The sequence below is a fragment of the Rhodococcus sp. ACS1 genome (assembly GCF_002300155.1).
GTDB classification, from domain to species: Bacteria; Actinomycetota; Actinomycetes; order Mycobacteriales; family Mycobacteriaceae; genus Rhodococcus_F; species Rhodococcus_F koreensis.
The window spans coordinates 652,755-670,181 of sequence record NZ_NSDZ01000002.1; the positions used below are offsets into that span (position 1 = coordinate 652,755).

A 17,427-nucleotide genomic window follows, 5' to 3' on the forward strand; every position below is an offset into this window, starting at 1 on the left:
GTGCCTGTCGCGCTCGTGGACGAGAGTGCGCCAACCGGCGACACGTCGAGGTTCAGTGGACTGCGCAATCATCAATCAAGGTCCTTGGAGATTTGTCGAACAACTCAAAGAGGATCAGCCGATCGCCGCGAGGAGAGACTCTTCGTAACGTTGGCAGACATCTTCCCAGGTGTAGTAGTCGTACGCCCGTTGAAGTGCTCGATCTCGCATCACCTGCTGGCCCGCCGAATCGGCGATGACGTCCTTCACCGTGGTGACGATCTCCGAGGGTTCCGCCGCGACAAATCTTCCTGCGTCACCGAGTACCTCGCGGTTGTACACGGTGTCCCGGGCCACGATGGGTGCTTGGCACGCCATGGCCTGAACCAACGCCGGGTTCGTTCCACCCACACTGTGACCGTGAAAATAGGCTCCGGCGTTCTGCCATAGTGAGAACAGTTTTCGGTCGTCGCTGACGTGGCCCATCCACGTGATCCGTTCGTTTCGATGGGCCAGGGCGCGCACCTGCTCATCCAACTCGCCGCCGTACCCCGATGACCCGACGATGACGACGTCGCGATCGCGACTCAGGACCTCCGCGGCCTCGAAGAACTCGACCACGGTGTTCTCCGGCACGAACCGTGCCACCATCAGTACGTACTTCTTCGGAGTGAGTCCCTCGACGGGGGGAAGCGGAGCAACGAAGTCGCCTCCGTACGGGATGAAATCGCCCTCACGGTGGAAGTCGTTTTCCCACCGACGCTTGATTTCCAGGGAATCGACCACCAAGCGCGTCGCGTAACGCGCCGTGAGGGAGGCGCCCGTGCGAAACACCTTCTTGGCGCCCTTACCCCACTTTGCGCGCTCCCATTCGATCCCGTCCACGTTGACGACAGTGGGAATTCCCCGCGACTTCAGCGCAGGTAGCCAGAACCCGTTCGCCACGTTCAGGACAAGGGCCACGTCGGGCTTCTTCACCGCCGCGTCCAGGCATGACGTCAGCCCGTAGGACAGCGTGCTGAGAGAGCGCGATTCGAATCCGATCGTGTTGCGGACAACGACTCTCCGGTCGCGGGCCGGGTCGGTAGGGACGGTGGCGCCGGGGCGTGAATAGACGGTGACGTCCCACCCTTTCTCCGCAAGGCACGGGGCGAGACGCCGGATCAGGGTTTCGAAGCCGCCGTAGTAACTCGGATAGCCCCTCGTACCGATGATTGCAACCGAACGGCGCACTGACGTCATTGAACTCCTGCTCTTCCTGTCGAAACCACACTGTTCACAAACAAGCGGTCGGGATTATGTGCTGTCGGCGAGTTCCGCGATGGCAGTTCTGATGGTTTCCACGGTGAAGTCCCAGTCCCCTGTTATTCGACCTTCCGCACCCGGCAGCGTGGTATGTCCCCGCTCACGCCTGGCTGGGGCCAACAAGTCGGTGATCGCGTTCGAGATCGCCGAGACGTCGTTCGGATCGACATAGGCTGCAGCTTCGCCGAGATTCTCCCGGAAGACCGGTATGTCGCTCGCGAGAACTGGCGCGCCGAAGTACGCCGCCTCCACCGGCGGCAGGCCGTATCCCTCACCGAGGGAGAGGAAACAGAAGAGCGCGCAGTTCTCGTACAGCCACCGCAACTCGTCATCCGGCGCGAACTCGACGAACATGACTGCACCGGTGGCCACCCCCGACCTGACCACACCGGACTCCGAGAAACGGCCCGATCTCTGACCGACGACGACGAGGGGAAAGTGCTCTGAGATTGCACCTGATTCGATCGCGGCGGCGATGGTGTTCTCCAGATTCTTGCGAACATTCAGTCGGCCCACGGTCAGCAGGAACGCGTGGGACTTCAATCCGAACCGTGGCTTTCGCGCAGGAGCGTTCAGAAGTGTCGTCGACAGCCCCAGGCCCGTCACAGCCACCTCCGACGAGAGGGAGTTGTGCGCGACCACGCGCTTCGCCTCGTGTTGTGTAGTGGTCATGACGAGGCCGGTGCGTTTCGCGAGGATCGGTATCGCCGAGAGGTAAAGCCGCTCGATCTTCGTGAACCACTCAGGGTTGCTCTGGAAGAGAACGTCGTGAACGAGAACCGCAGCGCTCGAGGTCGGTGCACCGAAATTCTGCAGAAAGATGGCGTCGAAATCGCGTCCCGACTTGAGGTAGAGGGGAAGTTCGATCGCGTTGATTGCCGGATGCCGTCTCATTCGCGTCGAAATGCGCTCGACTCCCGCAGGCAACTCAGCATCGGAGTCGCTCCACTTGGACGGAATCGCAAGGACAAGTTCGTCGTCGGGAAACGCCGACCGCCATCCGCCGACGATCTCCCGCAACACGAGCCGGTTCGAATACGGTCCGTCGACCCACCAATACGCATCGACCAGGATTCGCATTACCAGATCACCAGCTTTCCGTGTCGATCTGCCTCGAAACACATCTCGAGATGGGCACCGCATCATTGACGTCGTCGTCGATCAATACGCACCGTCACCACGCACGACCGCCTTCAGGGTCTTGGCGATGATCAGCATGTCGCCGACCATCGACCAGTTCTCGACGTAGGACAGGTCGAGACGCACCGAGTCCTCCCACGAGAGGTCCGAGCGCCCGCTGACCTGCCACAGGCCGGTGACACCCGGCCGCACCAGGAGCCGGCGATGCACCTCGTTCTCGTACGACTCGACCTCGACGCGCAGCGGAGGCCTCGGACCCACCACACTCATTTCTCTTCGCAGCACGTTGATGAACTGTGGCAATTCGTCGATGCTGAACTTGCGCATGACGCGGCCCACACGGGTGACACGCGGGTCGTCTCGCAGTTTGAACAGCACACCGGCGCCCTCGTTGGGGCCGCTCAAGGTGGCACGGTGCCGGTCTGCTTCGTCCACCATCGACCGAAACTTCAGCATCGGGAACGGTTTGCCGTCCAATCCCATTCGCTCCGACTTGTAGAACACGGGACCCCGGCTCGTCAGCTTGACGGCGGCGGCCGCGAACAACATCAAGGGACTCACGACGACGAGCGCGACGATCGCAAAGATCAGATCGAACGACGTCTTCCCGAACCGCTTGGCGCCGTGATAGCGCGGCTTCTCCACGTGGATCAGCGGCAGCCCCGCGACGGGCCGCATCTCGAGGCGTGGCCCGGAAACATCCATCATTCCGGGAGCAACCACCATGTCGACGTTCAACTGCTCGAGATCCCACACCATTTCGCGTAGCCCGTGATGGCCGAGATGCTCGGTCGCCGTGACCGCGACGGTATCGGCCCCGGATCGCTCGATCGCGTCGACGACGTCGTGCTCGTCGCCGAGAATGGGTATCCGCCGTCCGTCCACGGTGATCGTGTCCTCGGTTGCCCGGTGGTGCGCTGGGATGCAGACCCCGACCACGTTGTACCCGTCCGCTGTGCCACGGTCGAACGTCCGAGCGAGGTTGCGCACGGAGTGTTCGGCTCCGACGACCAGGACGGACGTCTGGCACAAACCGCGGGCACGCTTGCGGGCGAGGACGCGGCGCCACATCCACCGGGTCAGCAGGAGACCGAGCAGGCCCGTGGGGAATGCGATCGCCAGGTACAACCGTGCCAACTCCACGTGCAGAAGGAGTGCCGCGATCGCGATGAGCCCGAACAGTCGTAGTGTCGCGGTGGCGATGCGCCGATACTCCTCAGGGCCGCTCCCGACCACTCGCGGGGATCGCACGTGGAAGACGGCGAGAATGCCGAGCCACGAGGTCACGAGGGCGACGGAGATCAGCCCGTAACTCACATTGCTCAGCGTGCGCGAGTCGACGAGGGGCCCGTAGCCGCCGAAGCGCACCCATTGGGCCAGAGCGACCGCTGCCACGACGACGAGCGTGTCGGTGAGGAGGATTCGCCTCAGGTACACGGCGAGCCAGCGCCGCCGTGCGACACCGCGCTGCGCAGGAACTGCCGCAACGCCGTGTACAACCGACGCCCGCTCCACAGTCGAGTTGAACGTCGCCATGCATCCCCTCCACTGTCGAACCGATCGCCGGCAGAGTGATGGTCGAGTCGGCCGTATCGCGACAGCGGATTTCAGGACGTACAACAGTGCCGCCGTCACCCATGGCGCAACGCCTTGCGTGCCGTGCGGCCTTTACACGAAGGCGACTACTGTCCTACGAGTAACGATCCAAACTGCCCCGAGCACCGCCATGTGGCTGGACGACATCGAACATTCACAACGAGTGTCGAACCTAGCAGCGCAATTCGGTTCTGTCGCATCTTCACCGCCGGCATCAGACCGCGCGGTCTGCAATAAACCCCCACTGAGCAGCGGTTATCCACTCGCATAATTGGTTTGGACACAGGCGATTTCGACAAACTGACCACAAGTGCTGAGGCGGAACAATTTTCGACCGATCGAGTCTGCGCCGGGGCTCCTGGACGCAGCCGTGGTGCGGACAAAGGCCCTCAATACGTACTCGAAGTCGGCTGCCTTCAGACATATTCGATCTCGCCGCCGTGAATGGGTGCAACATTCCGAGCCGGTGACGTATTCACGTGAAAGTACCGAGGATCAGGCGCCGTTATCGAGCCACCGGCGTCCGTGCGATCCGCGACCGTACGCGGGCGGTGACCTGCCAGATCCGGGTGGTGTCGTGGACGCTGATGCACGGCACTCCGAGTGCGCGGGCGCGCTGGACGGTATCCGATTCCTTCGCGGAGCAGCGTCCGTCCAGGATGTCCTCGGTGACGATGACGCAGAGCACGTCCCCCTCGAATTCACGGATCGGTTCCAGGCCGTGGAGTGCCACCCATTGCCGGACCATCGCCCACTGCGACACGTCGTTGTAGCGGGTGGGATTGCCGATGAACAGCACGCGGCGAGACCGACGGGCTCGGGCGACATCGATGCTGGAGATGGGTGACATGACGAAGATTCCTGTCCATGTGAACGGCTGATCCCGGTACGGGACAACTCTCCCGCGCCCAGCCATCTCCGTCTGTCCTCCGATCAGGTCGCGCATCGGATGAATCCCGATTCCCCCGATCGGAGGACACCCCCGCAGGTGAGTGGGAAAGTGTGCTCGGACGCGCAGCGGCACTCACCTGGGAGGTTGGATGATCACCGTTCTGTGCTGTCGCGGCATCGGTGAGGATCTCGACGTCAACATGCTCACCAACACCACGTCACTCCTGGATCCCGCACGGTTCGTCGTCAAGCAGGTCCCGTGGGAGGCAAGTTACGGACCGGTGCCCGATCCGGGTGGATCAGCGTTCGACAAGGCGCTGTCCGAAGGACGGACACTCCTGTTGCGGATGATCGCCGACGACCCGAATCCCGTTGTTCTGCTCGGCTACTCGGGAGGCGCTGCGCTCGCCGGCAACGTGGCGGCCGAGGTGGGACGGGGGCAGCACCCCACCCTGGACGTGCGTGGGGTCGGACTGATCGCCGATCCGCTGCGGCCTGCCTCTCCGGACCTTCCGGGCTGGGGCATTGCGGGGCAACGCCCGATCACGGGGATGCCCGTGTGGCAGATCGCCGACCCACTGGACGCCATCTGCTGCTGTCCAGGCAACTCGCCGCTGCGGACGTTCGCGGACCAGTCGGCGGCCTTCTCGCTGGCCGACCCGAGGGCGTGGGTGGTGGACCTCCTCGACCGGCTCCGCACCAGAAGGTGGCAGGCGGTGATCCTGAACTGGTGGCGACCCTGGACGGTGTGGCAGCAATACTCCGAGGCCATCGACGACGTGAACGGGTACCTGTTCCGGGGCGACCACACCAGTTACTGGGTGCGCATCGCGCCGGGCACCGATCGCACCTATTGTGAGCTGCTCGCCGATCGCGTCAACAGCATTTCGGACTGATCCCCCGCTCGACGCCCGCCGGTCATCGCACTCCCCTCCGTCGTTCTCCGATCGGCAGTTGATCGATGAGATCCGCGGCATGAACGGCACCGTCATGGGCGCGGATCCGCGCTCCCAGAGTTGCTGCGGTCGTCCTGTGTGGTCCGGCTACGAGCAGCTCGCCGACCGCCGACCGGATGCGCTCGGGCGCGGCCGTCTTGCGGAGGCAACGGGCGACGCCGCGCTGCTCCAGACTGCGGCCGATCATCTTCTGATCGAGCGCCGGGTGGATCGGCAGAACGACCAGGGGAAGGTCGTGCGCGAGGGCGCGCATGGTGGTGTCGTGGCCGCCGTGTCCGATGACGAGGGTGGCGGTCGGCAGGATCTGTTCGTGTGGAACGTAGCCGTGTACTTCGATGTTCGGGCCCGCCGTGAAGGTTGCCGGGTCGACGGACGGTCCGGTCGTGACCACGGTATGGGCGGGCAGTCCACCGACAGCCTCGAGGATATTTCGCAGTGCCCGCTGCTGCCCGTCGAAATTGAGGCTGCTGAGGCTGACCAGGATCAGCGGATCACGTTCGGACACGGGCGTCAACGTGGACGGCATCGGATGGCGCACCACCCCGGTGTAGTGGACGGAGTCCGGCAGGCTTCGGCGGGAGGCCGGATCGAGGTCCTTGTCGGTCGTCACCAGCGCCAGGTCCGACGACGTCCACAGCTTCAGTGGCCGCTGACCTTTCAGACGGGCCATCACGGGCGTCACACCACGTGTCACGCCTCGATACATGAATTCGTAGTAGGTGTGGACCAGCGTCACGCGCGTCAGGTGCGCGTCGGCGGCGGCCTGCAGGGCCCCATACAGCAGGCAATCGACCACGACCACGTCCGTCGGCTCGCGCGCGACGGTGTCGAGCAGATCGATTCCGGGCCCGGCGTCGGTGAAGACAGCAAGCGATTGGTACAAGCCGGTGATACCGGGATGATTGGTGGTCGACTGCCAGGGTCGTGCGTGGGTGTAGGGCGTGAACGGGAAACCGTGACTTTCGATCCGCCGGCGTTGCTGGGCGTGTCCGAGAAATCGGACCTGGTGACCGCGGTTGCGTGCCTCCGTCGCGATGCCGAGAGCGGGTGGCACGTTGCCGCCTCCGTCCCAGGTCACGAACAGGATGCGTGCCATGCGGTGCCTCCAGGCGGCTCGGGGTCGGGCCTGATGGGTGCGCTCGGCCGACAGAGTGTGCGAGAAACCGTCACCTGCGGCTCAGCTCTGCGCGTTTCTGCGCGCCGCACGCTTGGCCCAGGCATTGCGCACCAGCGACAGCGGGGTCGGCGGAACCCAGCCCAGCTGGACTGCCTGACCGAGGTCGTCCCGGGTTGCCCAGTGCTCGACGACGCGGCCGGCTTCGACGCGCAACCAGTGCGACTGCTTGACCGCGAGCACTCGCCCCGTCGGCGCGAACACCTGGTCGATCGATCCGCGCTCGTCGTAGACGACGAAGGGGCCGGCGTGCCTGCCCTTCATGATCGTGTAGACGACGGCGAGGTCGCCCTCGACCACGACGTCCTCGACGTCGAACCGCAGCTCGGAGAAGGCGGAGCGCAGCCATACGGCGGTGGCGTAGAACGCGTCGGGTCCGCGTCCTCGCGTCCGCGGGGTTCGGTCGCACTCTCCCGGTTGAATGCATCCGGGTGGACGACGGCGTCGAAATCGGCGCGGCTTCCGTTCGCCATGAGCTCGATCGACCGAACAGCGAGGGATTTCACTTGGTCCGACGGGACCGGTTCCTCCACGTTCACGGTGCACTCCGCAACAGTCGGTTGGAACTCTCAGTATTCGACCGTTGTCGCCTCGAAGTCAACGACCACGTGCCGGTCGATCGGGTGCAGGATTTGCGCGCGCCTCAGCAAATCCGCGGTCGACGGCGGTACCGTCGGGGAGGTGATGGGACTGCCTGATGCGATCTCGGCCTGCTTGTTCGATCTCGACGGTGTGCTCACGGCAACGGCGGTACTGCACCGGAAGGCGTGGAAACGCACATTCGACGAGTTCCTGAAGCACCGGGAGGGCGCGAACTTCCACCCGTTCACCGACCAGGACTACTACGACTACGTCGACGGACGCCCCCGCGCCGACGGGGTCAGGACCTTCCTCACCTCCCGCAGCATCACGTTGCCGGAGGGGTCGCCGGACGATCCGCCCGGCGCCGAGACCGTGAACGGCGTCGGGAACAGCAAGAACCGGCTGCTGCTGAAGGTCATCGACGAGGAGGGCCCCAGCCCCTACCCCGGCTCGGTCCGCTACATCAGCGCGGCCTACGACGCAGGCCTGAAGATCGCGGTCGTCACGTCCTCCGCGAACGGGAAGTCCGTACTCGACGCCGCCGACCTGAGCCGCTACGTCCACGTCCGCATCGACGGCGTGGTGATCCGGGAGCAGGGTCTCCGCGGAAAACCCGCGCCGGACTCGTATCTCGCGGCCGCCCGCGCACTCAACGTGCACCCCGACCAGGCCGCCGTGTTCGAGGACGCCCTGTCCGGGGTGGAATCGGGGCGCGCAGGGGAATTCGGCTACGTCGTCGGGGTGAACCGGGGCGATCAGGCTGACGCGCTTCGCGAGCACGGCGCCGACGTGGTGGTGAACGACCTGGCCGAACTCCTGGAGAGGTGAGCATGGACGACAAGGGCTACGAGATCTCGCCGTGGCAGCTGAAATGGCGCGGACTGGATCTGGAGGCACTGCACGCCACCGAATCCACCTTCGCACTGTCCAACGGGCACATCGGGATTCGTGGCACGTTCGAGGAGGGTGAACCGCGCGGTCTCCCCGGCACCTATCTCAACGGGTTCTACGAGCAGCGCCCCCTGCCGTACGCGGAGGCAGGCTACGGCTACCCCGAAGACGGGCAGACCGTCGTCAACGTGACCGACGGCAGCATCATCCGCCTGCTCGTCGAGGACGAGCCCATGGACATGCGGTACGGCAGCGCACCGGCGCACGAACGCGTCCTCGACTTCCGCTCGGGCACCCTGCGCCGCACCACGGAGTGGACGTCACCGACCGGACGCCGGGTGCGTATCCATTCGGAACGCCTCGTCTCGTTCACCTCGCGTGCGGTCGCCGCCATCCACTACGAGGTCGAACCGCTCGACGGCGACATCGAACTCGTCCTGCAGTCGGATCTGCTCGCCAACGAACACATCCCGGCCCGTACGGACGACCCGAGAGTGGCCGCCGCCCTCGACACTCCCCTGGTCTCCGATTTCGCCGCCGCCCACGACTTCAGGGCTGTGCTCGCCCACCACACGAGGGCCTCGGGGCTGCGGATGGCCGCGGGTATGGACCACGAGATCGAGTACCCCGCCAACGGACGGTGCAGCATCGAGACGGAAGAGGATCTGGCCCGGCTCACCGTGGCCGTCGACATTCCGCAAGGTGAACGCCTCGAGGTGACGAAGTACCTGGCCTACGGGTGGTCGGCGCGGCGGTCGACGCCTGCCCTGCGCGGCCAGGTCGAGGGAGCGCTCGCCGGAGCACTCGAAACCGGCTGGGAGACCCTGCTGAAACGGCAGCGGGAGTACCTCGACATCTTCTGGGCGACGGCCGACGTCGAGATCGACGGTGACGCGGAACTGCAGCAGGCGGTGCGATTTGCACTGTTCCACGTGCTGCAGGCGGGTGCTCGCGGTGAGTCGCGCGCGATCCCGGCGAAGGGCCTGACCGGGCCCGGATACGACGGACATGCGTTCTGGGACACCGAGACGTTCGTCCTCCCGCTGCTCACGTACACGGTGCCGGACTCGGCACGCGACGCACTGCGCTGGCGACACTCCACTCTGGACATGGCGAAGAACCGCGCACTCCAGCTCGGTCAGGCCGGCGCCGTATTCCCGTGGCGCTCCATCAACGGCGAGGAATGCTCCGGCTACTGGCCCGCGGGAACCGCGGCCTTCCACGTGGGTGCCGACGTCGCCGTGGCTACGTCCCGGTACCTGGCCGCGACCGGGGACGAGGAATTCGAAGCCGAATGCGGCGTCGAACTTCTCGTGGAGACCGCCCGACTGTGGACGTCGCTCGGCCACCACAATGCGCAGGGCGAGTTCCGGCTCGACGGCGTCACCGGACCGGACGAGTACACCGCTGTCGCCGACAACAACGTGTTCACCAACCTCATGGCGCAGAAGAATCTGCGGGACGCGGCGGCCGCCTGCGAGAGACGCCCCGGCCTGGCGCGCGAGCTCGGTGTGGACGACGAGGAAGCAGCACTCTGGCGAGATGCCGCCGAGCACATGCGCATTCCGTTCGACGACGCACTCGGCGTCCACCAGCAATCCGACGCCTTCACGCACCACGACGAGTGGGACTTCGAAGGCACACCGCCCGAGCACTATCCGCTGCTGCTCCACTACCCGTACTTCGACCTCTACCGCAAGCAGGTGGTGAAGCAGGCCGACCTGGTGCTGGCAATGTATCTGCGGGGCGACGCCTTCACCGACGAACAGAAGATCGCCAATTTCGCCTACTACGAGGCCCTTACCGTTCGGGACTCGTCCCTGTCGGCGTGCGTGCAGTCCGTGATGGCAGCCGAGGTCGGTCAACTCCAACTCGCCTACGACTACCTCGCCGAGGCCGCGCTGACCGACCTCCACGACCTCCACTCCAACGTGGAGAACGGTTTGCACATCGCATCACTCGCCGGGACGTGGATGGCGTGTGTCGCAGGATTCGGCGGCATGCGCGACCACGACGGCGACATCTCCTTCGCACCGCGGATACCACCACAGCTGGTCAACCTGTCCTTCCGGATGACGGTGCGGGGCAGCCAGATCCACGTGGACATCCGCGCGAAGACCGCAACGTACCGCCTGCTGTCGGGCGAACCGGTTGAGCTCGCCCACCACGGAAACCGGTTCACTCTCGACTCGTTTCCGGTGACACGGCCGATCCCCGAACTGCCGAACACCACGCCCGTACGGCAACCGTACGGGCGGACACCCGTCCGTCGGGGCTGATATCTGACCATAGGAGGGGAACTGGTCTGCGCGTCGGCAGCCTTGGGATCGTACTGACGCGCCACTCTCCCATGCTGCGGGGCCGAAGCGGCCCTCGGACGAGACGAGTGGAGTCTCGGTTCAATTTTGTGCACTGGAACGCGTTGAACCGTGTGAGCGACCCCCCGGCAGGGTCCCGAAGAACCCGCAAACCCGTCCACGTCCACCTCCGCGCCGCACCCACGGGTGACGGACGAGTCGGTGGCCAGTTGATCCGTGAGTCTTTCGGCGCAAGCCCGGTCCTTCAGGTCCGGGATTGCCGATCTGGTTTTGTCGGACGGTGTGGCTAGTGTCTGGGTTATGGCGGGGAGGGTGGTGAAGCGGGCGTTCAAGTACCGTTTCTATCCGACTGCGGTGCAGGCCGAACAGCTTGCTCGGACGTTCGGGTGCACCCGGTATGTCTACAACCGGGCGTTGGCCGAACGGACGCGTGCCTGGTCGCAGGAGCGGCGGCGGGTCACCTACGCGGACACCTCGAAGATGCTCACCGGATGGAAGCGGGACCCCGAGACGGAGTGGTTGGCGGAGCCGTCGAAGGGGCCGTTGCAGGAATCGCTGCGGCAGTTGCAGGGTGCGTTCGAGAAGTTCTGGCGCACGCAGACTGGCTACCCGCAGTTCAAGAGGAAGGGGCGGTCGAAGGATTCGGCGACCTACTTCTCGAACTGCTTCATTTTCAGGGATGGGCAAGTCCGGTTGGCCAAGCAGTCCGAACCCCTGGACATTCGGTGGTCGAGGCCGCTCCCGGACGGGGCCGCGCCGTCGCAGGTGACGGTGTCGCGCAACGCTCGCGGTCAGTACCACATCTCGATCCTCGTCGAGGACACCATCAGCGAACTCGAGCCGGTCGATCGGGTGGTCGGGCTCGACGCCGGGATCACGAGCCTCTACTCGCTCTCGACGGGGGAGAAGATCACCAACCCGCGCCATGAGCGCAGGGATCGTGAGCGGCTGGCGAAGGCGCAGCGGATGCTGGCCAGGAAGGAGAAAGGATCCCGGAACCGGGCCAAGGCCCGACTGAAGGTCGCGAAGATCTATGGCCGGATCGCCGATCGGCGCCGCGATTATCTGCACAAACTCTCCACTCGACTGGTGCGCGAAAACCAAGTGATCGCCATCGAGGACCTGAGTGTGCGGAACATGGTCAAGAATCGGTCGCTGTCTCGGGCGATCTCGGATGCGAGTTGGTCCGAATTCCGGTCGATGCTCGAATACAAGGCCGACTGGTACGGGCGCCGGGTGGTGGCGATCGACCGGTTCTGTCCGTCGTCCAAGACCTGCTCGGTGTGCGGGGAGGTCGCCTCGACGATGCCGCTGAACGTGCGGGAGTGGACGTGCCGATGCGGCGCCGTCCACGACCGCGATGTGAACGCTGCGAAGAACATTTTGGCCGTCGGACTGACGGTGGCAGCCTGCGGAGACGGTGTGAGACCGCCCCGCACATAACGTGTGGGGCGGCGACTGTCGGTGAAACAGGAACCTCGGGACGTGAGTCTCGAGGGGAATCTCGGTCGATTACGGCCGAGAGGACGTCAAAGGCGTTCAGTCCGGCACCGCGGGCGTCCGTCGAGAGTCAGACCAGACGGGGAGGCCTGTACCCGGGGAAACCGGGGGCAGCGTCCTCGGCGGCGGGACCGCTGCACACCCCACCAGTCCGAACAGTGCGACCACGACCAGCGCCGTCGACAGACGTCCCGTCACTCGTGCCAGGGTGCCAGGTTCCCGTCTCCGCGGCACGCGGAACCTTCGTTGTGCGACAGTGGTGCGATGAGCCCTGTGGTGACGCTCGACGAGTTGGCGGCGCTGTTGCGCAGCGACGCTCCCCCGGTCCTGCTGGACGTGCGGTGGGCCCTCGGCGACACCGAGGGCAGGCAGCACTATCTCGACGCGCACATTCCCGGGGCCGTGTTCGTCGACCTCGACACCGAACTCGCCGCACCGGGACGCCCGGAACTCGGCAGGCATCCGCTACCGGCGGTGACGGACCTCCAGGACGCCGCGCGCCGGTGGGGAATCCGGGCGGACAGCGCGGTCGTGGTCTACGACGCGACGGGGAACCTCGCCGCCGCGCGGGCATGGTGGCTGCTGCGCTGGGCGGGCGTTGCCGACGTGAGCATGCTCGACGGCGGCCTCGGCGCGTGGACGTCGGCTGGTCACCCCGTCCGATCCGGCGACGAACAGGCGCGAGTCCCCGGCGACGTCGTGCTCACCGCGGGCCACCTGGCGACGCTGACCGCGGACGAGGCCGCCGAATTCGCCGCCCGCGGTCACCTTCTCGATGCCCGCGCCGCCGAGCGGTATTCGGGAGCGACCGAACCCGTCGACCCCCGCGCCGGGCACATTCCCGGCGCCCACAGCGCCCCGACGTCCGAGAACCTCGGGCCCGACGGCCAGTTCGCGCCCGCCGAGGCGCTGCGCGCACGGTTCGCCGCGGTCGGCGCCGAGCCCGGACGTCCGGTCGGCGTCTACTGCGGATCGGGTGTGACGGCGGCCCATCAGGTCGCGGCGCTCGCGCTCGCCGGCATCGACGCCGCCCTGTACCCGGGGTCCTGGTCGCAGTGGTCGTCCGATCCCGGACGTCCGGTCGCGACCGGCCCCGACCCGCGGTAGCGGCGGGTCACCCCGGCCGGCCTGCCGCCTCCACGTCGTGCGCCGGGTAGGCGTGGATAAGGGCGGTGCTCAGCTTCGGGACCGCGTGGGTGAGCGTGTGTTCCGCAGTGTGTGCGACGCGGTGTGCCTCGCTGAGGCTGGTCGAGGGGTCGACGTCGAGTTCGGCGTCCGCGTGCAGGCGGTGCCCGATCCAGCGCATCTTCACGCTCCGCACCCCGACCACTCCCGGTTCGGCGGCGAGGGCCTGTTCGGCGGCGTCGACCAGTCCGGGGTCGACGCCGTCCATCAGTCGCCGGAACACGTCGCGGGCGGCGGTCCGCAACACGAGCAGGATCGCGGCCGTGATCACCAGGCCCACCACAGGATCGGCGAGGGGAATACCGGCCGCGACACCGCCTGCGCCCAATACCACGGCGAGAGAAGTGAATCCGTCGGTCCGCGCGTGCAGTCCGTCGGCCACGAGGGCCGCGGAACCGATCCGGCGGCCGATCCGGATGCGGTACAGCGCCACCCACTCGTTGCCGGCGAAACCGATGATCCCGGCGAGCGCCACACATCCGAGATGCTGGATGGGCACGGGATCGAGCAGGCGCCGGATGGCCTCCACGCCCGCGACGACCGCGGACAACGCGATCATCACCACGACGAACAACCCGGCGAGGTCTTCGGCCCGGCCGTATCCGTACGTGAACCGCCGCGTGGCCGCCCGCCGTCCGAGGGCGAACGCGATCCACAGCGGGACCGCCGTCAGCGCGTCCGAAAAGTTGTGGATCGTGTCGGCGGCGAGCGCGACCGAACCGGACAGCACCACCACGACCACCTGGGCCAGGGCGGTGACGCCCAGCACCACCAGGCTGATCTTCACCGCCCGGATGCCGATCTCGCTGGCCTCGAGCGCGTCGTCGACGCTGTCCGCGGAGTCGTGGCTGTGCGGGGCGAAGATCTCGCGGATCGCCCCGCGGACGCCGCCCGAATGACCGTGCCCGCGGCCGTGGCCGTGGCCGTGGTCGTGGTCTTTCACGACGCACCTTCCTCTGCGGCCAGATCCGCACCCTCGTGGAGGACCTGCAGATCCCCCGACGCGCGATGGTGCCCGGGGATGCCGGGGCCTGCGTGCTCGGCGTTGAACACGGCGTCGGTCACCAGCTGCTGCACGTGCTCGTTGGCGACGCTGTAATAGATGGAGGTGCCCTCCCGCCTCGTGTGCACGAGGCGGGCCATCCGGAGCTTCGCGAGGTGCTGCGAGACGGACGGCGCCGGCTTCCCGACCCGTTCGGCCAGCTCGTTCACCGACAGTTCGCCGCCCACCAGCTGCCACAGCACCTGCACCCGGGTGGAATCGGCCAGCATGCGGAAGACCTCGACCACCAGCCCTACCTGGTCTTCGTCGAGCCTGCGCCGGCAAATGCGCTTATCTGCATTCATACGCAGATAATAGGTCACTTCGCCTTGTGATGCACCAGACACCGAAATGGCTTACTTGCTTGCACTAACGATGTATATAGTTGCTTGCATCAAGTAAGTCGTCCTTCAGGGGTTGCCATGTCCATCACGTCAGTGCCTTCCGTATCTCTGGGCACCACCGAAGCGCTCATCGACGAGGTCTTCCTCTTCGGCCGAGTGCTCAAGGAGGCCCTGATGTCGGAAGCCGACGGCCACATGCCACGCGCACTGACGGGGGTCCTCCTCGTCCTCGCGGCTCGCGGGGAATGCCGGCAGAACGAATTGGCCACCGAGATGTGCGTCGGCCAGTCGTCACTCAGTCGCCAGATCACCGACCTGGTGGAGTTCGGCTACGTCACGCGCCATCCCGATCCCGCCGACGGGCGCGCATTTCGAATACGCGTCTCGGAAGTCGGAATGACGTACGTCAAACAATTCCGAACCCAGCGTGCCGCACGAATGCAGAAGTTGTTGACGGGGTGGAACGAGACCGAGGCAGCAACTGCCCTCGACTCGATCAGGCACCTGAAGGAAACACTCGTCGATCCAGAACACCGGATCGTCACGAGCTCGAACCCGATTGGAACACAAAGCGTATGACCGAAACACAGACTCGGCCGCCGGTTGAAGAGACGACGGCCATGACGCACCGCCAAATCCTCGAAGCCCTCACGGGTCTGCTCGCAGCGCTGTTCACCGCCCTGCTGAGCAGCACGATCGTCGCCACCGCACTCCCGACGATCATCGGCGACCTGAAGGGCACCCAGACCGCATACGCCTGGGTCATCACCAGTGCACTGCTCGCCAATGCCGCCTCGACCCCCATCTGGGGCAAGCTCGCCGACCTGTTCAACAAGAAGGTCCTGGTCCAGAGCGCGATCGTCATCTTCGTCATCGGTTCGGTGATCGCGGGATTCGCGCACAACGTGCCGATCCTGCTGACCGCGCGTGTCATCCAGGGCATCGGCATGGGTGGCCTGACAGCGCTCGTCGTCGCCATCATCGGCACCATCGTCTCGCCCCGTGAACGCGGCCGCTACTCCGGCTACATGGGTGCCGTCATGGCCGTGTCGATGTCGGGCGGTCCGATCCTGGGCGGCGTCATCGTCGACAGCCCCCTCGGCTGGCGCTGGTGCTTCTTCGTGTGCGTCCCGCTCGCCGTCATCGCACTGTTCCTGCTGCAGCGCACACTGCACCTCGCGACCGAGAAGAAGGACGACGTCTCCATCGACTGGCTCGGCGCCCTCCTGCTGACCGCCGGTGTGTCCATCCTGCTGATCTGGGTCTCGTTCGCCGGCAAGGCGGGCTACTACGAGTGGTTCTCCCGTGAGACCGCCCTGTACGTCGGATCCGGTGTGCTCCTGCTGGCCGCGACGATCCTCGTCGAGGCCAAGGCCAAGTCGCCGATCATCCCGCTCAAGATCGTCACGGAGAAGACCACCGGACTCGCGATCATCGCGTCCGTCGCCGTCGGTGTCGGAATGTTCGGCTCCACCACGTTCCTCGGCCAGTACTTCCAGACCTCGCGTGGCTATACCCCCACCATGGCCGGAGTGCTCACCATCCCGATGGTCGCCGGCATGCTCCTCGGCACGGTCGGATCCGGACAGCTCATCACCCGCTTCGGCAAGTGGAAGCCGTTCGTCGTCGGCGGCGCCGTCCTGATGATCGTCGGCTTCGGACTGCTCGGCACCATCGATCACGAGACCAACCTGACCCTGGTCGGCACGTACATCGCGATCATCGGTCTCGGCATGGGCATGCTGATGCAGAACCTGGTCCTCGCGGTGCAGAACACCGTCAGCGTCCAGAACATCGGTGCGGCATCCAGCTCGGTCGCGTTCTTCCGGACCTTCGGTGGCGCGATCGGCGTCTCGGTTCTCGGTTCGGTGCTGGCCACCCGCGTCGCCGACCTGTCGGCCGAGGGTTTCGCAAAACTCCGCATCCCGACCGGATCGAGCAGCGGCGGCGGAAGCCTGGACCTGACGTCCATGCCCGCTCCCGTGCAGGGTGTCATCCGCGCCGCATACGGTGACGCCACCGGGCGGATCTTCCTGATCGCCGCCGTCGTCGCCGTCATCACCCTGATCGCCGTCATCCTGATCCCCAACCGCCCGCTGCGTCGCACCATCGACCTGTCGAGCGAGCAGGAGCCCGTCCAGGAACCCGAGTACGCCCCCGTCCCGGAGTACGCACTCGAATCCGACACCGCGCCGATCCAGTCGTCCGACGTCCGCGGCGGCAGGCACGAGGCCCCCGCCGATCAGCATCAGCCCTTCGCCGGGCTGAGCGCCGACGCCCGGGACCGTCTCCTGTCCATGCTCCTGCCCCAGCCGGAGCGGACGCTGGAAGCGATCGACGAAGCGGAGAAGATCCGCGACGAGGTCAACCGCCTGCGTACCGATCTCAATGCCAAGCTCGTCGAATTCGACGAGGTGTGGGATCGTCTGCGCGAGCTGGGACTGAGTGAAGAGCAAGTGGCCGGCGTCCTCGGTGGCGGTCACGTGACGGACACCGGCAACGGTGCCCTCATCCGCTGAATGAG

14 protein-coding genes and 1 pseudogene are annotated in these 17,427 nt (G+C 65.9%); 7 read left to right on the forward strand and 8 right to left on the reverse strand.

Features of this window, described 5'->3' with window-relative positions; all coding sequences use genetic code 11:
- Window positions 1–114 precede the first annotated feature (114 nt).
- The 4 genes from CJ179_RS10190 to CJ179_RS10205 form a co-directional block, all read right to left on the reverse strand.
- Window positions 115–1,221: a DUF1972 domain-containing protein gene (locus CJ179_RS10190; protein ID WP_072937502.1), complete on the reverse strand. Its 1,107-nt coding sequence runs from the start codon at window positions 1,219–1,221 to the stop codon at window positions 115–117.
- A gap of 54 nt (window positions 1,222–1,275) precedes the next feature.
- A complete protein-coding gene (locus CJ179_RS10195; RefSeq protein ID WP_095861352.1) occupies window positions 1,276–2,364 on the reverse strand; it encodes a glycosyltransferase family 1 protein in 1,089 nt (362 codons plus the stop codon).
- 81 nt (window positions 2,365–2,445) lie between these two features.
- The gene (locus CJ179_RS10200) at window positions 2,446–3,960 is read right to left on the reverse strand and encodes a sugar transferase (protein ID WP_095861353.1); all 1,515 of its coding nucleotides are present in this window, start codon (window positions 3,958–3,960) and stop codon (window positions 2,446–2,448) included.
- Window positions 3,961–4,525: 565 nt separating this feature from the next.
- Window positions 4,526–4,870 (reverse strand): hypothetical protein, encoded by a 345-nt coding sequence (locus CJ179_RS10205; protein ID WP_072937505.1) that lies wholly within the window; start codon window positions 4,868–4,870, stop codon window positions 4,526–4,528.
- A 190-nt stretch (window positions 4,871–5,060) separates the two neighbouring features.
- On the opposite strand from CJ179_RS10205, the gene CJ179_RS10210 reads away from it, so the two are divergent.
- Entirely contained in the window at window positions 5,061–5,807 is a 747-nt protein-coding gene (locus tag CJ179_RS10210) for an alpha/beta fold hydrolase (RefSeq protein ID WP_095861354.1), read from the forward strand.
- A gap of 22 nt (window positions 5,808–5,829) precedes the next feature.
- On the opposite strand, the gene CJ179_RS10215 is transcribed toward CJ179_RS10210, so the two are convergent.
- Window positions 5,830–6,963 (reverse strand): glycosyltransferase, encoded by a 1,134-nt coding sequence (locus CJ179_RS10215; RefSeq protein ID WP_095861355.1) that lies wholly within the window; start codon window positions 6,961–6,963, stop codon window positions 5,830–5,832.
- Window positions 6,964–7,044: 81 nt separating this feature from the next.
- Window positions 7,045–7,580 (reverse strand): annotated as a pseudogene (locus tag CJ179_RS10220) (ester cyclase).
- 145 nt (window positions 7,581–7,725) lie between these two features.
- On the opposite strand from CJ179_RS10220, the gene CJ179_RS10225 reads away from it, so the two are divergent.
- The 4 genes from CJ179_RS10225 to CJ179_RS10245 all read left to right on the forward strand — a co-directional run bounded on the left by CJ179_RS10225 (window position 7,726) and on the right by CJ179_RS10245 (window position 13,439).
- A complete protein-coding gene (locus CJ179_RS10225; protein WP_095861356.1) occupies window positions 7,726–8,451 on the forward strand; it encodes an HAD family phosphatase in 726 nt (241 codons plus the stop codon).
- Between the two features lie 2 nt (window positions 8,452–8,453).
- Window positions 8,454–10,793 carry a glycoside hydrolase family 65 protein gene (locus CJ179_RS10230; RefSeq protein WP_095861357.1) on the forward strand — a complete coding sequence of 780 codons (2,340 nt, stop codon included), beginning with the start codon at window positions 8,454–8,456 and terminating at the stop codon, window positions 10,791–10,793.
- A 339-nt stretch (window positions 10,794–11,132) separates the two neighbouring features.
- A complete protein-coding gene (locus tag CJ179_RS10240; RefSeq protein WP_095861358.1) occupies window positions 11,133–12,275 on the forward strand; it encodes an RNA-guided endonuclease TnpB family protein in 1,143 nt (380 codons plus the stop codon).
- A gap of 330 nt (window positions 12,276–12,605) precedes the next feature.
- On the forward strand, window positions 12,606–13,439 hold the full coding sequence (locus CJ179_RS10245) for a sulfurtransferase (RefSeq protein ID WP_095861359.1): 834 nt from the start codon (window positions 12,606–12,608) through the stop codon (window positions 13,437–13,439).
- 7 nt (window positions 13,440–13,446) lie between these two features.
- Here CJ179_RS10245 and CJ179_RS10250 read toward each other — a convergent pair whose 3' ends face one another.
- Window positions 13,447–14,460: a cation diffusion facilitator family transporter gene (locus CJ179_RS10250; RefSeq protein ID WP_095861360.1), complete on the reverse strand. Its 1,014-nt coding sequence runs from the start codon at window positions 14,458–14,460 to the stop codon at window positions 13,447–13,449.
- Complete coding sequence (locus tag CJ179_RS10255; protein ID WP_095861361.1) at window positions 14,457–14,864, reverse strand: metalloregulator ArsR/SmtB family transcription factor; 408 nt, start codon at window positions 14,862–14,864, stop codon at window positions 14,457–14,459. The genes CJ179_RS10250 and CJ179_RS10255 overlap by 4 nt, the downstream gene beginning before the upstream one ends.
- Window positions 14,865–14,981: 117 nt before the next feature.
- Here CJ179_RS10255 and CJ179_RS10260 point away from each other — a divergent pair, with 117 nt between their 5' ends.
- Window positions 14,982–15,482 (forward strand): MarR family winged helix-turn-helix transcriptional regulator, encoded by a 501-nt coding sequence (locus CJ179_RS10260; RefSeq protein WP_095861362.1) that lies wholly within the window; start codon window positions 14,982–14,984, stop codon window positions 15,480–15,482.
- On the forward strand, window positions 15,479–17,422 hold the full coding sequence (locus CJ179_RS10265; protein ID WP_095861363.1) for an MDR family MFS transporter: 1,944 nt from the start codon (window positions 15,479–15,481) through the stop codon (window positions 17,420–17,422). The genes CJ179_RS10260 and CJ179_RS10265 overlap by 4 nt, the downstream gene beginning before the upstream one ends.
- Window positions 17,423–17,427: the final 5 nt, after the last annotated feature.